The following is a 16332-nucleotide window of genomic DNA, read 5'->3' as shown; positions in this document are numbered from 1 at the left end:
ACCCGCCCCCCGGCCGCCCCCGCCGCAACACCCACTGGGGGCCCGGGCCCGGTCTTTGGGCCGGGCAGGGGCCCCATGTGGTCGAGGGGGCCCGTCGAGTCGCGTCGGGCCGTGGCCGGACCTGTCAGGCCGGGTAGGCGTGGGTCTGGGCCGCCTTGACCGCCGCCCAGACGACCGCGCCCGGGTGCAGGTCGAGTTCCGCCGCGGCGAGCGTGGTCAGGTCGGCGGCGAGGGCCAGCTCGCCGGTGAGGTCGGCGCGGATCTGGTCGCCGTGCGTCTCCAGGCCCGCGACCTCGCACCGCCACAGGTTGCGCGCGCTGGAGCCGGAGGGACGGTGCCGGTAGAGGGTGACGGCGCCCGGCGGGAACGCCACGAACGCGGGTCCGGACAGATCCTCGGTGGTGGCGAGGACCGGACCGCCGTCCAGCCGTACGGTGTGGCCCTCGGCCTGCCCGCGATACAGGTTCAGGCCGACCAACTGCGCGATGTAGTCCGTGCGCGGGCGGCGGGCGATGTCCGACGGGGCGCCCTCCTGCACCACGTGCCCGTGCTCGACGACGACGAGCCGGTCCGCCAGCACCATCGCGTCCAGCGGGTCGTGCGTGACCAGGACGGCGACGGCCTCGAACTCGGCGAGGTGCCGGCGCAGCTGGGCCCGGACCTCCAGGCGGGTACGGGCGTCCAGTGCGGCGAGCGGCTCGTCCAGGAGCAGCAGCCGGGGTCGGGTGGCCAGGGCGCGGGCCAGGGCCACCCGCTGGGCCTGACCCCCGGAGAGCCTGCGCGGCTTGACGCCGGCGTGGTCGGCCAGGCCCATGCGCGCCAACCACTCGGCGGCCTGCGCTCGCGCCTCGGCCTTGCCCGCGCCCCGGCAGCGCGGCCCGAAGGCCACGTTGTCCAGGGCGGACAGGTGCGGGAAGAGCAGGTAGTCCTGGAAGACGACCCCGACCGGACGCGCCTCCGGCGGCGTGCGGTCCAGGGTGGCGCCGTCCAGGCGCAGATGGCCGTCGGTGAGGGGGACCAGACCGGCCAGCGCGCGCAGGGCCGTGGTCTTGCCGGCGCCGTTCGGGCCGAGCAGGGCCACGACGTCCCCCGGGGCGGCGGTGAGCGCCACGTCGAGCCGGAAGGCGCCGCGTGCGACGACGAGCCGGGCGTCCAGCCCGGCACCCTCCGGGTCCTCGGCGCGGACGCCGTTCGTGGTCTCGTCGATGTCGGTCATGAAGTGATCGTCCAGGATGCGCGACGGTTCGTGCGGGGGGATCCGTGGCGGCCTCATGAGGACGCCGTCGTCCAGCGGTCCCGCAGACCCGCGAGCACCGCGATCGACACCGCGAGCAGCACCAGGCTCAGCGCGATCGCGGCGGCCGGATCGTTCTGCAGGGCCAGGTAGACCGCCAGCGGCATGGTCTGGGTACGGCCGGGGAAGTTGCCGGCGAAGGTGATCGTCGCGCCGAACTCGCCGAGCGCCCGCGCCCAGGCCAGCACGGCGCCCGCCGCGATCCCCGGTGCGATCAGCGGCAGCGTGACCCGGCGGAAGGCGGTGAAGCGGGACGCCCCCAGTGTGGTGGCCGCCTCCTCGTAGCGCGGGTCCGCGGCGCGCAGTGTGCCCTCCACGCTGATGACGAGGAAGGGCATGGCCACGAAGGCCTCCGCGACCACCACACCGGCCGTGGTGAACGGCAGCGTGATCCCGAACCAGGAGTCCAGCCACTGTCCGACGACCCCGTTGCGCCCCAGCGCCAGCAGCAGCGCCACACCCCCCACCACCGGCGGGAGGACCAGCGGCAGCGTCACCAGAGCCCGTACGAGGCCGCGTCCGGGAAAGTCGGTCCGGGCCAGCAGCCAGGCCAGCGGTACGCCGAGCACCAGGCTGACGGCGGTGGCGGCGGTGGCGCTGATCAGGGACAGCTGGAGCGCCTGCCACACCTCCGTGCTGGTCAGCTGGTCGGGCAGGCTGCGCCAGGGGGCGCGGATCAGCAGGGCCAGCAGCGGCAGCAGCAGGAACGCCAGGCCGACCAGCGCGGGCACCAGCAGAGGAAGCGGTGCGCCTCGGGAGAGACGCCGGCGTCGCGGACCGTCCTGCAGGGGCACCGCGCCGGTGTCGTGGGTCGTGGTCACGGCTTGAGGAACCCTGCCTGCGCCAGCACCTTCTGGCCCTCGGCGGAGCGCACCAGCGCGATGAACGCCTTGGCCGCCGCGGAGTCGCGTGCGTGGTCGAGAAGGGCGATCGGGTAGTCGTTCACGGCCTCGGCCGCCTCGGGGAACTCCACGCCCTCCACCTTGCCACCGGCCGCCTTCACATCGGTCCGGTAGACCACCGCGGCGTCGGCCTCCTTGAGCACCACCTTGTTCAGCGCGGACTTGACGTCCTGCTCGTAGGAGACCGGAGTGAGCTCGAGGCCGGCGGCGGTGAGCGCCTTCTGCGCGGCGGCGCCGCAGGGCACCGCCTTGTCGCACAGGACGACCTTCAGGCCGGACCTGGTGAGGTCCTTCAGGGAGGAGATCCTGTCGGGGTTGCCCGGCAGTGTCGCGATCTCCAGCTGGTTGCGGACGAAGGTGGCCGGCGCGCCGGCCGTGTCCCCCCGGTCGGTCACGATCTGCATGGTGCTGGCGCTGGCGGCGGCGAAGACGTCCGCGGGCGCTCCGCCGGTGATGCTCGCGGCGAGGGTGTCGCTGCCGCCGAGGTTGAGGGTGACCTCGGTCCCCGGGTGCTGCTGTTCGAACTCCTTGCCCAGCGCCGTGAAGCTCTCCTTCAGCGAGGCGGCGGCGAAGACGGTCACCGTGCCGGTCACTTTCTGGGAGGAGGACGTCGCCGAGCCGGACCCGGACGAGGACGAGTCCCCGGAGGACGACGAGGAGCAGCCGCTGAGGGCCAGCACCGCTGCGACTCCCACACCGGCCACCTGCACACTCCGCGTCCGGCGTACGGAACCGGTCATCACGGGTCTACCTCTCTGCTGCCGCGTGGCAGGCGTCGCGCCCTGCCATGGCCGAAGGGGGCCATGCCGTGATGATACTGCCGCATCTGCGAGGCGGAAGTCTGCTGTGGCTTCGTATGAGCTGGCCGTCTGGCGGCTCGGCATGGCATGTGCGTCTGTACGGATGGGTGCGGCCGACTAGGTCCGATCGATATGTACGTTTGTCGACTTCACTCGGGCCGTGGCCTCCATGCCGACCTCCAGGCCCAGCTCCTCGACGGCCTCCCGGGTGAGCAGCGAGACCAGGCGGTGCGGTCCCGCCTGGATCTCCACCTGTGCCGCCACGTCGCCGAGCTTGATGGCCGTCACGATTCCGGGGAAGGCGTTGCGGGCGGAGGTGTAGGAGACCTCCTCCTCACCGCCGCCTGACCTGGCCAGTTCGACGGAGAAGGCGGCGAGGTCGCGGCCGTCGACGAGCCGCCGTCCGCTCTCGTCGCGGTGGGTGGCCACCCGGCCCGCGTCCGCCCAACGGCGTGCGGTGTCCGGACTGACCCCGAGCAGACGGGCCGCCTGGCCGATCGTGTAGGACTGCATGCCGGTCACGATAGGACCGCCGGTGCCAGGCCGTGCACGCCGGTCGCTGACCGGCCGAGTCGGGCCGTGTGTACGGGGGTGCCCGGCCGCACGGCCAGCTTGATCCGCTCCCTTGTCGGCCCTGCGCGCCGCCCCTACAGTGCGACTGCCATAAACATTCGTCACTGGTGTCGAAATTTTCGACTCGTTCGACCTTCAGGAAGGGGCTCGACTTCATGCGGACGTACGACAACCCGGTGATCCCCGGCTTCCATCCCGACCCCAGCGTGTGCCGGGTGGGCGAGGACTACTACCTGGTGTGCTCCAGCTTCGAGTACTTCCCCGGTGTCCCGCTGTTCCACAGCCGCGACCTGGTCCACTGGCGGCAGATCGGCAATGTCCTCGACCGCCCCGGGCAATTGCGGTGGCCGGACGACCTGCCGGCCTCGGCGGGGATCTACGCGCCGACGATCCGGCACCACGACGGCCGCTTCTACATGATCACCACCAACGTCGGCGGCCTCGGCAACTTCCTGGTCACCGCCGAACGCCCCGAGGGCCCCTGGTCGGACCCCGTCTGCATCGACCTGCCCGGCATCGACCCCGACCTCGCCTGGGACGACGACGGAACCTGCTGGTGCGCCGTGTCCGGAGTGGGGCTGGCCCGGATCGACCCCCGGACCGGAACGGTGCTGGAAGGGCCGCTGAAGGTCTGGTCGGGGACGGGGATGCAGCATCCCGAGGCGCCGCATCTGTACCGGGTCGGGGACTGGTGGTACCTCATGCTCGCCGAGGGCGGCACCGCGCACGGCCACAGCGTGTCGATCGCGCGCGCCCGTTCCCCGCGCGGCCCCTACGAACCGGCGCCGCACAACCCGATCGTCTCCCACCGCAGCACCGACCGGCCGATCCAGTGCACCGGCCACGCCGATCTGGTCCAGGCCGCGGACGGCACCTGGTGGATGCTGCTCCTGGGCACCCGGCCCCGGGGCTACTTCCCCGCGTTCCACGTGCTCGGCCGGGAGACGTTCCTGGCGCCGGTGCGGTGGGTGGACGGATGGCCGACGGTGGACCCGGTGGGCGAGAGCCACCCCGCCCCGGCGGCCTGGCACCCGTTCCCGGCCCGGTCCGGCCGGGACGACTTCGACGCGCCGGCCCTGGCGCCGTACTGGCTCTCCCCGCGCAGCAGGCCGGACGGCTCCTGGTCGCTGAGCCGGCGCCCGGGGTGGCTGACGTTGACCGCGACCGGCGACAGCCTCGACCGCTGCGGCCACACCCTCGTCGGGCGCAGGCAGCAGCACCCCGACTGCCGGGCGGCGGCCCGTCTGGACCCCGGTTCGGGACGGGCCGGCCTGTCCGTCCGCCTGGACGAGGCCCACCACTACGACCTGGAGATCGGCGGGGGGACGGCGAGCGTCGTCGTCCGGATCGGACCGGCGCGGCAGCGGATCGCCGAGCACCCGGTGCCGCCGGGTCCGCTCACGCTGCACGTGGAGATCCGTACGTCGGAGGTGCCGCCGCCCACGGTCACGGCCGCCGGCGAGCGGGCGCCCGGTCTGAGGTCGGGCGGCCCCGACGCGATCGCCTTCTCGGTGGAGACCGGCGAGGGGACGGTAGCGCTGGCCGAACTCGACGGCCGCTATCTGTCCACGGAGGTCGCGGGCGGTTTCACCGGGCGGGTCATCGGCATGTACGCCACCGCGGGCAGCGCGGATTTCGACTGGTTCGACTACCGCCCCCGGTCCGCCTGACGTTCCGTCGGCGCCCTCGGCAGCGCGGCGACCGGGCGGAACCGCCCGCGAATTGCCGCCTGACGAGGGCTTGCCGAGCGCGGACGGGTGTCCCTAAGGTGCACCGCAGCTTTCTGGACATGAGCCGAAAGTTTCGAATCAGAAACGAGGAGTCGCCCCATGTCACGGACCACCGTTCGCCTCAGATTCGCCGGGGCGCTCGCCGCAGCCCTCGTGGTCGGCGGCGTCGCCACCGGCCCCGCGGCCCAGGCCCACGGGCGGACGCCCGGCCTCGCCGACCTCGCCCACCGTCACGGCCGCTACTTCGGCAGCGCCACCGACAACCCCGAGCTGACCGACAGCGCCTACACGAAGATCCTCGGCAACGAGTTCGACATGATCACGCCCGGCAACGGCATGAAGTGGGAGAGCACCGAGCCGCAGCAGGGTGTCTTCGACTGGTCCAAGGGCGACGAGATCGTGAATCTCGCCCGCGCCAACCACCAGAAGGTGCGCGCCCACACCCTGGTCTGGCACAGCCAGCTGCCCGCCTGGCTCACCTCGCGCGAGTGGACCGCGGCCGAGCTGCGCGCCGTGCTGAAGAAGCACATCACCGCCGAGGTGCACCACTACCGGGGCAAGGTCTACTCCTGGGACGTGGTGAACGAGGCCTTCAACGAGGACGGCACGTACCGGGACACGATCTGGTACAAGACCCTCGGCCCCGGCTACATCGCCGACGCGCTGCGCTGGGCCCACGAGGCCGACCCGCACGCCAAGTTGTACCTCAACGACTACAACATCGAGGCCGTCGGCCCGAAGAGCGACGCCTACTACAACCTCGCCAAGCAGCTCAAGGCGGAGCACGTCCCGCTGGACGGCATCGGCCTCCAGGCGCACCTCGCGCTCCAGTACGGCTACCCGGCCACGATCGAGGACAACCTGCGCCGCTTCTCCCGCCTCGGCCTCGACACCGCGCTCACCGAGGTCGACGTCCGGATGCAGCTGCCCGCCACCGACGACAAGCTGGCCGAACAGGCCACCTGGTACGGGGACCTGACGCGGGCGTGCCTGGCCGTACGGCACTGCGTCGGCGTCACCATCTGGGACTTCACCGACAAGTACTCGTGGATCCCGGCCGTCTTCTCCGGGGAGGGCGCCGCGCTGCCGTGGGACGAGCAGTTGCGGCCCAAGCCGGCCTACCAGGCGCTGCGTGACGCGCTCGCCAGGTGACAGGGTCGCCGGGCGGCTACGGTTCGTAGTCGGGACGTGACATGCGTCGGGGCCGGTCCTCGCACACCGTGCGAGCCGGCCCCTCGTCGTGCGGGCGGCTCTCCGGCCCGTCTTCGGCGCAGCGGACGCGCCCCCGGACCGTGGCCGCCGTCGTGTCAGGCGGCGGTCATCACCCGGTCGGCACCCAGTGGCCGGTGCGGGGCGATGATCTGACCGTCCGGCAGCAGCTCACCGGTGTCCTCGAAGAGAAGAACGCCGTTGCACAGCAGGCTCCAGCCCTGCTCCGGGTGGTGCGCCAAGAGGCGGGCGGATTCCCGGTCGGCGGAGTCGGCTGACGGACATGGTGGCTGGTGCTGGCACATGGGTGGGATCTTTCGCTCTGTCGTCTGGCCCGGAATGGTCGGTGTGCGCGTCTCGCGGCTGGTGGCACTCTCCATGGCCGCCCCCCGTCGGATGAGTCGGACTGAAACCAGTGTTGCCTCACGAGCGTGTTTCCGCAGGCATTTCACGGCACCGCTTCTCACAGGTTGGAGACGCCTCACCCGCCTGAGCGGTTCATCTCCGACGCACGGCCTCTTCGGATGGTTCCGTCTGGCCGGATGGGGCTAGTCCGGTCGGTCCATCGGGCCGTGAACGGCGTCGTACCCCGCCTCCGGGGGATCCGGCGGCGGGGTACGACAAGGTGGTCCGGGACGGTCCGGGGCGGCGCCCAGTGGCCGGCGCGCGGACGTCAGGCGGGCGAGCCCATGAGCCGTACGGGGGCAGGGGTCGCCCGATGGGTGAGGACCGGGAGCAGGTCGGCGACCCGGTGCGGCGCGTGGGCCGGTATGCCCGGCGGGGCCGGCGCCAGCGGTACGAGCAGGTCGCCGGGGGCCGGATGGCCGCCGGCCCCGTCGTCGCCGAGGTCGCCGTGCAGCCACAGGGTGAGCATGTACAGGCTGGGGAGCGACAGCAGGCGTGGCTGGTACGGCTGGCCGAGGGTCTCCGCCTGGCGCAGCGCGCGCTCCGTCGAGGTCACGTAGGGGCCCTCGAAGAAGTGGGAGAAGGCCCAGCCGTCAGGGGTCAGCCTGGTCTCGGCGGCGGCCACGGCCTGGTCGCCCACGCGGATCAGGAAGCGCCATCCGGCCAGCCGGGTCGAGGAGATCCCTTCGGGCGTGATCCGGTCCAGGACGTGCACGGGCAGCGGGAGTTCGGGGGTGACCGGACCCTGGGCGGCGCGGAGCGCGGGTGTGGGCGCCTCGCGGACCGCGGTGGGGGAACCGAGTGCCGTGAGGACGGAGCGAAGTGCGGGCGCGGGAGCCGGCGGGACGTGCAGCGGCATGGTGGGTCGCCTCTCATTCGACAGGCAGGGTGGCGCGAGGGCGGGGCGGGTGGGGCGGACGACGCTGTCAGCTCTCGGGGCAGGGAGGGGGCGGGGCCGGGGCCTCGCGTACGAGGGGTGTACGGGGAGGTGCGGAGCGCGGCATGCCGGACATGACCGGGACCGCGGGTCCAGGCCGCGGGCGCCAACCTTCTGCCGTTCAGCAGAGTTTATACGAGAAATGTTCAGACGCTGTTTCACCTAGCTGTTTCCGGCGTGAACGACAAGGCGCTATTCAGCCGGAGATTCGCGGGATCGCTGCCGCTTCTGGCCGGGGTGCGCCGCGGTGACCTCGTGCTCTGTCCGCGCGGCGGTCGGCTTGTTGTCGTCGGCGTTTTTCACGAGATCTCGGGGGTACGCGTACTTGCTTGTTGCCCCATGCCCGGTGAATGTGCCGGACGGTCATTCGGGACCAGAGTAGTCGGTGCGGGACGGTGCCGGGACGTTATCGATCGCGTTCGTGGGGCATCATCCCACCTGACCGGGACCCCGGCGGCCGGATCCTCGGCCCGCCCGAGCGAGGAGGGACGCTGCGATGGGGGAGAAGGTCGTGGCAGGAGAGTTCGACCTGTCGGATCGCAACCGCTACCGCGCCAAGCTCCACCGGTGTCTGAAGGGACTGGAGCGGTTGCTGGAGGAGAAGCGGTTCGACCGCCCCAAGAACCTGATGGGGCTGGAGATCGAATTGAATCTCGTCGGCTCGGACGGCATGCCGAAAATGCTCAATGCGCAAGTACTCGAGCGCATCGCGAGCCGGGACTTCCAGACGGAACTCGCCATGTTCAACCTTGAGGTGAACATCGCCCCGCACCGGTTGGGCGGGCGGGTATTCGACCGGCTGGCCGAGGAGTTGAGGACGTCACTGGCATATGCCGACCGAAAAGCCGGAGAGGTCGACGCGTCGATAGCGATGATCGGTATTCTTCCGACGCTCGACCGGGACGACCTGGTCTCCTCCAACCTTTCCGACGTCGACCGCTACACGCTGCTCAACGACCAGATCGTGGCGGCGCGCGGTGAGGACTTCGCCCTGGACATCGAGGGCGTGGAGCGGCTGACCTGCACCTCGAAATCCATCGTCCCTGAGGCCGCCTGCACCTCCGTGCAACTGCACCTCCAGGTCACCCCGGGCCGCTTCGCCGACGTGTGGAACGCGGCGCAGGCGGCGTGCGCCGCGCAGATCGCCGTGGGCGCGAACTCCCCCTTTCTCTTCGGGCGCGAGCTGTGGCGGGAGTCGCGGCCCCCGCTGTTCCAGCAGTCCACCGACACCCGCCCGCCCGAGCTCCAGGCGCAGGGCGTGCGGCCGCGCACCTGGTTCGGCGAGCGGTGGATCTCCTCCGCGTACGACCTCTTCGAGGAGAACCTGCGCTACTTCCCCGCGCTGCTGCCGATCTGCGACCACGAGGACCCCCTCGAGGCGCTCGACGCCGGCGATGTCCCCAGGCTGGCCGAGCTCGTCCTGCACAACGGCACCGTCTATCGCTGGAACCGGCCGGTCTACGACATCGCCGACGGCGTACCGCACCTGCGGGTGGAGAACCGGGTCCTGCCCGCCGGGCCCACCGTCACCGACGTGATCGCCAACGCCGTCTTCTACTACGGCCTCGTCCGCGCGCTCGCCGAGGAGTCCCGGCCCGTGTGGACCCGGCTGCCCTTCGAGGCCGCGGCCGCCAACTTCGACGCGGCCTGCCGGTACGGGATCGACGCCCGGTTCCGCTGGCCCCGGCGCGGCCGCTACTCCGGCACCGTCGAGGTCGACGCCGTCACCCTGGTCCGCGACGAGCTGCTGCCGCTCGCCGAGGCCGGTCTGGACGCCTGGGGTGTGGAGGCGGTGGACCGGGACCGCTATCTCGGCGTGATCGAGGAGCGGTGCCGGAACCGGACCAACGGCGCCCAGTGGCAGGCCGCCACCTTCCACCGGGGCGTGGAGAGCGGTCTCACCAGGGACGAGGCGCTGGCCGCCACGACCCGGCGCTACTGCGAGCTGATGTGGCTGGGCGACCCGGTCCACACCTGGCCGGTCGGCATTCCCGCGCCGGTTCCGCTGAGCTGACCCGTCCGCCGGTCCTGCTGAGCCGAGCCGGCCGTCCTTACCGCTGTGCCGACCCGGCCGCCGCCCCCGCCGGGCCGAGCCGGCGGGGGTGCCCGCGCCCCGACGAGGCGGATGGGGCAAGCTGTGACCTCACAGAACGGTGTACGGGAGGCGCAGCGTGCAGGAGGAGATGGGGCCGACGGACGAGGCCGCGCCACGCGAGCGGCTGTCGCGGCGGATGCTCCGTGACGAGACCCTGCTCGTTCTCGCCCTCTCTCTCGGTGCGAGCGGCGTCTCCGCCCTGATCAGCTTCGTCGGATCGGTCACCAGACCGGGTGGCCTCAAGGACCAGGCGGCCACCCTCAACGCCTCCGCCGCACCCGGCCGCCCCTGGCTGGACCTCGCCTGGCAGCTCTTCGGGATCGCCACCGCGCTCGTCCCCGTCGCCCTGGTCGCCCACCTGCTGCTGCGCGAGGGCGAGAGCCTGCGCACGCTCGGCTTCGACCGCTCCCGTCCCTGGCCGGACCTCGGCCGGGGCGCCGCGATCGCCGCGGTGATCGGCAGCACCGGCATCGCCTTCTACCTGGCCGCCCGTGGCCTCGGCTTCAATCTGACGGTGGTGCCCGAGGCGCTGCCGTCGGTGTGGTGGAAGTACCCGGTACTGGTCCTGTCCGCGGTGCAGAACGCGGTCCTGGAAGAGGTCATCGTGGTCGGCTATCTGCTGCGCCGGCTCGGCGGCCTCGGCTGGACGCCCGGGACCGCGCTGGCCGCCAGTTCCGTGCTGCGCGGCTCGTACCACCTCTACCAGGGGATCGGCGGCTTCGTCGGGAACATGGTGATGGGCGTGGTGTTCGTCTGGCTCTACCGCCGGTGGGGGCGGGTCGGCCCACTGGTCGTGGCGCACTCCCTGCTCGACATCGGCGCCTTCGTCGGCTACGCCCTGCTGGCGGGGAAGGTGGGCTGGCTGCCCACGGCGTGAGCCGGGCGGCCGTGGCCCGCCCGAGCGGCCCGCGATGCCCAGGATTCGTGTGGAAGGGGGCGTACGGCACATGCCGTACGCCCCCTTCGCCTGAGCGGCCCCGGATGCGGGCACTCAGGCGTGCAGCTCGCCCTCGATGACCGTGACGGCGTGCCCGGTGAGCAGCGTGCGGCAGCCGCGCAACCCCGTACGCACCCGGCCGGAGCGTGGCGAGGCCTGGAGACCGGTGAGGTCCGTCCGGCCGAGACGCTCCGACCAGTAGGGGGCGAGGGCGGTGTGTGCGCTGCCGGTGACCGGGTCCTCGTCGATGCCGACGTTGGGGAAGAAGCAGCGGGAGACGAAGTCGTGGCCGCGGGTGGGGTCCTCGGCGCGGGCGGTCGCGATGATGCCTCGCGTCGAGTAGGCGGCCAGGGCCTTGTGGTCGGGGTCGAGGCTGCGGACGGTCTTCTCGTCGGCGAGTTCCAGCAGCAGGTCGCCGACGTCCGGACCGGTGTCGAAGGCGGTGCGGGGCTCGGCGCCGAGGGCCTCGGCGACCCCGTCCGGCACCTCGACCGGTGTGAGGGGTGCGGTCGGGAAGTCCAGGGTGATCGCACCGTCCTCGGCGGGTGCCGCGACGAGCACGCCGCTGCGCGTGATGAAGCGCACCGGTCCGCTGTGCGCGCCGGTGGTGTGCAGGACGTGTGCGGTGGCGAGTGTGGCGTGCCCGCACATCGCGACCTCGGTGGCGGGGGTGAACCAGCGCAGCGCCCAGTCGGCCTCGCCGCCGTCGGGCAGCCGGTGCGCGAAGGCCGTCTCGGCGTGGTTGACCTCCAGGGCCACCTTCTGGAGCCGGTCGTCGTCGGGAAAGGCGTCGAGGAGGAGGACGCCCGCCGGGTTGCCGGAGAAGGGGCGGTCGGTGAAGGCGTCGACGATTCGAATCCGCATGCCCTGACGGTAGGGTGCGGAGGACGGCGCAGGCCAAGGCCAATTCGCGGACGGCGGCCACGGATCGGGGAGACGAGTGTCCTGTGTCATCGAAGCCGGTCGTTCACGCGTTGCTGACCTGCTCGGACCGTATGGGGTGACGCGCGTCGACCGGTTCGCCGCCAGTCTCCGCAGACTGAGCGGGGGTGACGATGGAACGGTGGTCCGAGGGTCCCGCGGCTGATCCGACAGCAGCGCGTGAGCGGTACGACTTCGACATGCGGTCGGTGCGCAAGGCGTTGCGGGACGTGATCAGGGCGGACTTGCCTGCTGCTCACTTCGGTCTGGGGATCGTCATCGTGGCGAGCATGCTCGTGGGCTTGCTCGTAGGCCCTGTCGCTGGGGCCCTTGTAGCCGGCGCCTTTGCTGCGCTGTTCCTCGTTGCTCTGGGGGTCATGTTCCTTCGCGGCGCTCGAGGCCCGGACGGGGGGCGCCGGGCCTATCTCTTCACTTTCGGCTGGGCGAACTGGGTGTAGGCCCGGCGCGGGCTCAGCACCGGTGGTGAGGGCGGAAGGTGCTCCACCGCGCTTCGGCGCTTCGGGGTCCCTCCCGTCGGCCGGATCTGCAGCTGCACCCAGCACGACGCGGGCGAGAGCTGACGCTGCCCGCCCCGGTCCGAGACACGTTCCCGTCTGTCCTCGAACGTCCAGGCCGGTCAGTTCAGCAGGGCAGCCGTGAACGTCTGACGGTGGTCCACCAGCCAGGTCTGCATGCGGTCCCAGCGTTCCCATCCACCACGCTCGGCCAACGCCTGGAGATAGACGGGGTCTCCTCCGGCCACGCGGCGGGCGACGAAGGCCCGGCAGACCTGCGTGGCCTGCTCGATGACGGCGGGCAGCTCGGCGCGGTCCCCCGTCGAGAGGCCGTAGCCGTCGGCAAGAATCCGCAGCCGTGCGGCCGGCTGCGACGCCGCGCGGAAGCGAGGGTTGTCGGAGAAGTGTGTCCGATATATCGTTGAAGCATCGCGACAGATCAACGATGGAATGGAGTGGTTGCGATGCACACCCATGGATCCGAGCACGGACACCGCCACGACGGCCCGTGGCGCGGCCGTGGCGGCTTCGAGGGGCGGCGTGCGGCGTTCGGGCCCTTCGGTCCCGGAGGGCCCGGCTTCGGACCGGGTTTCGGTCCGGGGCCCTGGGGCGGACGAGGGCGCGGCGGACCGCGCGGGAGGGCGCGGCGCGGGGACGTACGGGCGTCCATCCTGGCGCTGCTGAAGGATCGTCCGATGCACGGCTACGAGATGATCCAGGAGATCGCCGAGCGCAGCGGCGGCGCGTGGAAGCCCAGCCCCGGCTCGGTCTACCCGACGCTGCAACTGCTGGAGGACGAAGGGCTGATCGTCAGTGAGTCCGAGGGCGGCAAGAGGCTGTTCTCGCTCACCGAGGCGGGCCGCAGCGCGGCCGACGAGGGGCCCGAGGCGCCGTGGGAGGAAGCCTCGCGCGGCATCGACTGGGAGGCCTTCGGTGAGATCCGCCAGGCGGGCTTCGGGCTGATGGAGGCCTTCGGTCAGGTCTGGAAGACCGGCAGCAAGGAGCAGCGCGAGAAGGCGCTCGCCGTCATCAACGAGGCCCGCAAGAAGCTGTATCTGATCCTGGCCGACGAGGACTGACCCCGGCACGGCTCTGCCGCAGGCCTGATCTCCTCCGCAAGGAGGAGATTCCGGCCACTCGGGTCCACTTTCCGTGGGACGCGGAAATGCTTCCCGCCGGGGATGACCGCGGCGCGCGAGGCTGATGGGCTGGCAGATGTGCGACCCCGTATCCCCAGGCCGCCGGCCCCCGAGCAGGACGGCCGCCGTCCGGACGACGATGCCCGGCTCAGCGACGAACTGGCCGCGGTGGTCACCGCTGCCCGCAGGAGGGCCGTCCGGGACCGGGACCGGCACATCGACACCGCCCACCTGCTGCACGCGCTCCTGGAGTCCGGCCCCGAGGTACGCGCCGTCCTCGGCGCCGGTCCGCAGATCGCCCGGCTGCTCGGCTACCTCGTGCAGCGCAGCATCGGCTACGGCCTGCGCTGGCAGAGCGGCATCGAGGACTCCGGCGCGCTGCCCGTGGTGACCGGAGCGGCGGCGGCCGGAACCGACGGCTGCTCGCCCCTGGCGGCGGCCGCCCTGAAGTACGCCCGCCGGCGCGCGGCACGGCGCGGCGACGAACTCGCCCGCGGCCTCGACCTCCTGGCCGCCCTCGTGGCGGACCCCCAGGCACGTGCCGTCGAGGTCCTCACCCGCGCGGGATTCGACGCCCGGGAACTGGCCGGCCGGCTGGACGGAACCCATGAACGGGACGAAGCGGTGGGGAGTCCGTCGGGCCCGCGCTGACGCGTCCAGCCGTCGAGACAGGTGTCATCGGGGATGACGCTCCTGTCGTCGCCTGTCATCATGTGCCGGTGGTTACGTCTGGGATCAGTAAGGCGCGGTCCGGCAAGGGTGTCGGGCTCGGCCTCGCGCTTGTGTCCGCGCTCGCGTTCGGGGGCTCCGGGGTCGCGGCCAAGCCGCTGATCGAGGCGGGGCTGGACCCGCTGCACGTGGTGTGGTTGAGGGTCACCGGCGCGGCCCTCGTCATGCTGCCGCTCGCCGTGCGCCACCGCGCCCTGCTGCGCCGGCGCCCCGCGCTGCTCGCCGGCTTCGGCCTGCTCGCCGTGGCGGGCGTCCAGGCCTGCTACTTCGCTGCGCTGTCCCGCATACCCGTCGGGGTCGCTCTGCTCATCGAGTACCTGGCGCCGGCCCTGGTGCTCGGCTGGGTCCGCTTCGTGCAGCGGCGGCCGGTCACCCGGGCCGCCGCGCTCGGCGTGGTCCTCGCGGCCGGCGGGCTCGCCTGCGTCGTCGAGGTCTGGTCCGGACTGAGCTTCGACGCCCTCGGACTGCTGCTCGCGCTCGGCGCCGCCTGCTGCCAGGTCGGCTACTTCGTCCTCTCCGACCATGGCGGCGGGGACACCGACGGCACGGCGCCCGACCCGCTCGGCGTCATCGCGTACGGGCTCCTCGTCGGCGCCGCGGTGCTGACCGTCGTGGCCCGGCCCTGGGGCATGGACTGGCCGGTCCTCGCGCACACCGCGCACATGAACGGCTCCCCGGTCCCGGCCGCAGTCCTGCTGGTCTGGATCGTGCTGGTCGCCACCGTGCTCGCGTATATCACCGGCGTGCTCTCGGTACGCCGGCTCTCCCCGCAGGTGGCGGGCGTGGTGGCCTGCCTGGAAGCGGTCATCGCCACCGTGCTGGCCTGGGTGCTGCTCGGCGAACACCTCTCCGCGCCGCAGGTCGCCGGGGGCGCCGTCGTCCTGCTGGGCGCGTTCATCGCGCAGTCCTCCACGCCGGCGAAGACACCGGCGGAGCCCGCGCGGCCGGTGGCGGCGGGCGGGGCGGAAAGAGAGTTGTCGGCACGCGGTACGGCCGCTTAGGGTCCTGATCATGCACACAGGCGCACTCGTTCTTCCGCCCCCGGCCGCCTGAGGCGGGCCCTCCGGTGATCCCGGCCCGGCGCGCGTCGCCGGGCTGAACGGTGCTGCCCGCAGAAGAAGTCCGACGACCCCGCCGAACCGGGGTCCTCACCCGCTTCTGCGTCTTGGCGGAGAGAAACTCGTGTCGCACGCTTCCTCCGGCCTGCCCGTCGGGCGTGGCCTCCTCTGTCTGATCGTCGCCGGTGCCGCCTGGGGCACCGCGGGCGCTGCCGCCTCACTGGTCTACCGGGCCAGTGACATGGGACCGGCCGCCCTGTCCTTCTGGCGCTGCGCGGCCGGTGCGCTGCTGCTGCTCGCGGTGCGGCTGCTGCGCCCGCGCGTCCGGACGGCGGTACCCGTGCCGCTCGGCCGCCGGCTGTTGCGGGCCGGTGCGACCGGTGCCGGCCTGGCCGTGTTCCAGACCGCCTACTTCTACGCCGTGATGGCCACCGGGCTGGCGGTGGCCACCGTCGTCACGCTGGGCGCCGGACCCGTGTTGATCGCCCTCGGCGCCCGCCTCACGCTGGGTGAACGGCTCGGCCGGGCCGGGCTGACCGCCGTCGCCGGGGCACTGGCCGGGCTGGGCGTGCTGGTCCTCGGCGGCGGTGGCGCCACAGCACACCCGTGGGGCGTGCTGCTCGCCCTTGTCTCGGCCGCCGGCTACAGCGTCATGACGCTGCTCACCCGCCGGTGGGGGCGTTCGGCCGGGGCCGACCGGTCCGCCACGACCGTGGGGGCCTTCGCGGTGGCAGGATTGTGCCTGCTGCCGTTCGCCCTGGCGGAGGGCCTGGTCCCGCACGCCGCCGAACCCCCGCGGGTGCTGTGGCTGATGGCCTACATCGGGACCGTTCCCACGGCCCTGGCCTACGCCCTGTACTTCGCGGGCGCGGCCGTCGTCCGGTCCGCCACCGTCTCCGTGATCATGCTGCTGGAGCCGGTCGGCGCGGCGGTGCTGGCGGTGACCCTGCTGGGCGAGCGGCTGACGACGGCGACCTTCGTCGGCACCACGCTGATGCTGGGGTCCGTCGGCGGCCTCGCTGTCGCGGAGGCACGCGGGGCACGGTCGGCGTCCGTACGGGAACCGGTCCTCGTGTGACGAAGGGGGC

The 16332-nt window shown here is 72.4% G+C and carries 15 protein-coding genes and 1 pseudogene; 8 read left to right on the top strand and 8 right to left on the bottom strand.

The window, feature by feature from the left end; translation table 11 throughout:
- Window positions 1-124: 124 nt before the first annotated feature.
- The 4 genes from ACWDUZ_RS35700 to ACWDUZ_RS35685 all read right to left on the bottom strand — a co-directional run bounded on the left by ACWDUZ_RS35700 (window position 125) and on the right by ACWDUZ_RS35685 (window position 3509).
- A complete protein-coding gene (locus ACWDUZ_RS35700; RefSeq protein ID WP_451635981.1) occupies window positions 125-1216 on the bottom strand; it encodes an ABC transporter ATP-binding protein in 1092 nt (363 codons plus the stop codon).
- A gap of 53 nt (window positions 1217-1269) precedes the next feature.
- Window positions 1270-2115: a molybdate ABC transporter permease subunit gene (gene modB, locus ACWDUZ_RS35695; RefSeq protein WP_451635980.1), complete on the bottom strand. Its 846-nt coding sequence runs from the start codon at window positions 2113-2115 to the stop codon at window positions 1270-1272.
- A complete protein-coding gene (modA, locus tag ACWDUZ_RS35690) occupies window positions 2112-2936 on the bottom strand; it encodes a molybdate ABC transporter substrate-binding protein (RefSeq protein WP_451635979.1) in 825 nt (274 codons plus the stop codon). The genes modB and modA overlap by 4 nt, the downstream gene beginning before the upstream one ends.
- Window positions 2937-3113: 177 nt before the next feature.
- The gene (locus ACWDUZ_RS35685; RefSeq protein ID WP_451635978.1) at window positions 3114-3509 is read right to left on the bottom strand and encodes a TOBE domain-containing protein; all 396 of its coding nucleotides are present in this window, start codon (window positions 3507-3509) and stop codon (window positions 3114-3116) included.
- Between the two features lie 215 nt (window positions 3510-3724).
- Between ACWDUZ_RS35685 and ACWDUZ_RS35680 the strand changes: the two genes are divergently transcribed.
- Window positions 3725-5239 carry a glycoside hydrolase family 43 protein gene (locus tag ACWDUZ_RS35680; protein WP_451635977.1) on the top strand — a complete coding sequence of 505 codons (1515 nt, stop codon included), beginning with the start codon at window positions 3725-3727 and terminating at the stop codon, window positions 5237-5239.
- A 159-nt stretch (window positions 5240-5398) separates the two neighbouring features.
- The gene (locus ACWDUZ_RS35675) at window positions 5399-6451 is read left to right on the top strand and encodes an endo-1,4-beta-xylanase (protein ID WP_451635976.1); all 1053 of its coding nucleotides are present in this window, start codon (window positions 5399-5401) and stop codon (window positions 6449-6451) included.
- Between the two features lie 155 nt (window positions 6452-6606).
- Here the strand turns inward: ACWDUZ_RS35675 and ACWDUZ_RS35670 are convergent, their stop codons facing one another.
- The gene (locus tag ACWDUZ_RS35670) at window positions 6607-6813 is read right to left on the bottom strand and encodes a DUF5999 family protein (protein ID WP_451635975.1); all 207 of its coding nucleotides are present in this window, start codon (window positions 6811-6813) and stop codon (window positions 6607-6609) included.
- 368 nt (window positions 6814-7181) lie between these two features.
- Window positions 7182-7772: a hypothetical protein gene (locus ACWDUZ_RS35665; protein WP_451635974.1), complete on the bottom strand. Its 591-nt coding sequence runs from the start codon at window positions 7770-7772 to the stop codon at window positions 7182-7184.
- 574 nt (window positions 7773-8346) lie between these two features.
- Here ACWDUZ_RS35665 and ACWDUZ_RS35660 point away from each other — a divergent pair.
- Entirely contained in the window at window positions 8347-9864 is a 1518-nt protein-coding gene (locus tag ACWDUZ_RS35660; RefSeq protein WP_451635973.1) for a glutamate--cysteine ligase, read from the top strand.
- 169 nt (window positions 9865-10033) lie between these two features.
- Window positions 10034-10822 carry a CPBP family intramembrane glutamic endopeptidase gene (locus ACWDUZ_RS35655; protein ID WP_451635984.1) on the top strand — a complete coding sequence of 263 codons (789 nt, stop codon included), beginning with the start codon at window positions 10034-10036 and terminating at the stop codon, window positions 10820-10822.
- 114 nt (window positions 10823-10936) lie between these two features.
- Here the strand turns inward: ACWDUZ_RS35655 and ACWDUZ_RS35650 are convergent, their stop codons facing one another.
- Window positions 10937-11746, bottom strand: coding sequence for a PhzF family phenazine biosynthesis protein (locus ACWDUZ_RS35650; protein ID WP_451635972.1), 810 nt, complete (start codon window positions 11744-11746; stop codon window positions 10937-10939).
- A gap of 694 nt (window positions 11747-12440) precedes the next feature.
- Window positions 12441-12680, bottom strand: a pseudogene (locus ACWDUZ_RS35645) (aminoglycoside phosphotransferase family protein); the annotation flags it as partial.
- Window positions 12681-12782: 102 nt separating this feature from the next.
- Here ACWDUZ_RS35645 and ACWDUZ_RS35640 point away from each other — a divergent pair.
- The 4 genes from ACWDUZ_RS35640 (at window position 12783) to ACWDUZ_RS35625 (ending at window position 16322) form a co-directional block, all read left to right on the top strand.
- The gene (locus tag ACWDUZ_RS35640) at window positions 12783-13397 is read left to right on the top strand and encodes a PadR family transcriptional regulator (RefSeq protein WP_451635971.1); all 615 of its coding nucleotides are present in this window, start codon (window positions 12783-12785) and stop codon (window positions 13395-13397) included.
- A gap of 138 nt (window positions 13398-13535) precedes the next feature.
- Window positions 13536-14108, top strand: a complete 573-nt coding sequence (locus ACWDUZ_RS35635; RefSeq protein WP_451635970.1) for a Clp protease N-terminal domain-containing protein — start codon at window positions 13536-13538, stop codon at window positions 14106-14108.
- Window positions 14109-14170: 62 nt separating this feature from the next.
- Window positions 14171-15187 carry an EamA family transporter gene (locus ACWDUZ_RS35630; RefSeq protein WP_451635969.1) on the top strand — a complete coding sequence of 339 codons (1017 nt, stop codon included), beginning with the start codon at window positions 14171-14173 and terminating at the stop codon, window positions 15185-15187.
- A gap of 181 nt (window positions 15188-15368) precedes the next feature.
- Window positions 15369-16322: a DMT family transporter gene (locus tag ACWDUZ_RS35625; protein ID WP_451635968.1), complete on the top strand. Its 954-nt coding sequence runs from the start codon at window positions 15369-15371 to the stop codon at window positions 16320-16322.
- Window positions 16323-16332: the final 10 nt, after the last annotated feature.

The sequence above is a fragment of the Streptomyces sp. NPDC003393 genome (genome assembly GCF_053589015.1).
Note: the sequence above shows the minus strand (reverse complement) of the source record. Positions and strands in the feature narration are given on the sequence as shown.

Bases quoted from the DNA above. Each gene is read 5' to 3' on its own strand.
- ACWDUZ_RS35655 (WP_451635984.1), top strand. From the start codon at position 10,034: ATGGGGCCGACGGACGAGGCCGCGCCACGCGAGCGGCTGTCGCGGCGG.
- ACWDUZ_RS35700 (WP_451635981.1), bottom strand. From the start codon at position 1,216: ATGACCGACATCGACGAGACCACGAACGGCGTCCGCGCCGAGGACCCG.
- ACWDUZ_RS35640 (WP_451635971.1), top strand. From the start codon at position 12,783: ATGCACACCCATGGATCCGAGCACGGACACCGCCACGACGGCCCGTGG.
- ACWDUZ_RS35675 (WP_451635976.1), top strand. From the start codon at position 5,399: ATGTCACGGACCACCGTTCGCCTCAGATTCGCCGGGGCGCTCGCCGCA.
- ACWDUZ_RS35680 (WP_451635977.1), top strand. From the start codon at position 3,725: ATGCGGACGTACGACAACCCGGTGATCCCCGGCTTCCATCCCGACCCC.
- ACWDUZ_RS35665 (WP_451635974.1), bottom strand. From the start codon at position 7,772: ATGCCGCTGCACGTCCCGCCGGCTCCCGCGCCCGCACTTCGCTCCGTC.
- ACWDUZ_RS35685 (WP_451635978.1), bottom strand. From the start codon at position 3,509: ATGCAGTCCTACACGATCGGCCAGGCGGCCCGTCTGCTCGGGGTCAGT.
- ACWDUZ_RS35660 (WP_451635973.1), top strand. From the start codon at position 8,347: ATGGGGGAGAAGGTCGTGGCAGGAGAGTTCGACCTGTCGGATCGCAAC.
- ACWDUZ_RS35650 (WP_451635972.1), bottom strand. From the start codon at position 11,746: ATGCGGATTCGAATCGTCGACGCCTTCACCGACCGCCCCTTCTCCGGC.
- modA (WP_451635979.1), bottom strand. From the start codon at position 2,936: ATGACCGGTTCCGTACGCCGGACGCGGAGTGTGCAGGTGGCCGGTGTG.
- ACWDUZ_RS35670 (WP_451635975.1), bottom strand. From the start codon at position 6,813: ATGTGCCAGCACCAGCCACCATGTCCGTCAGCCGACTCCGCCGACCGG.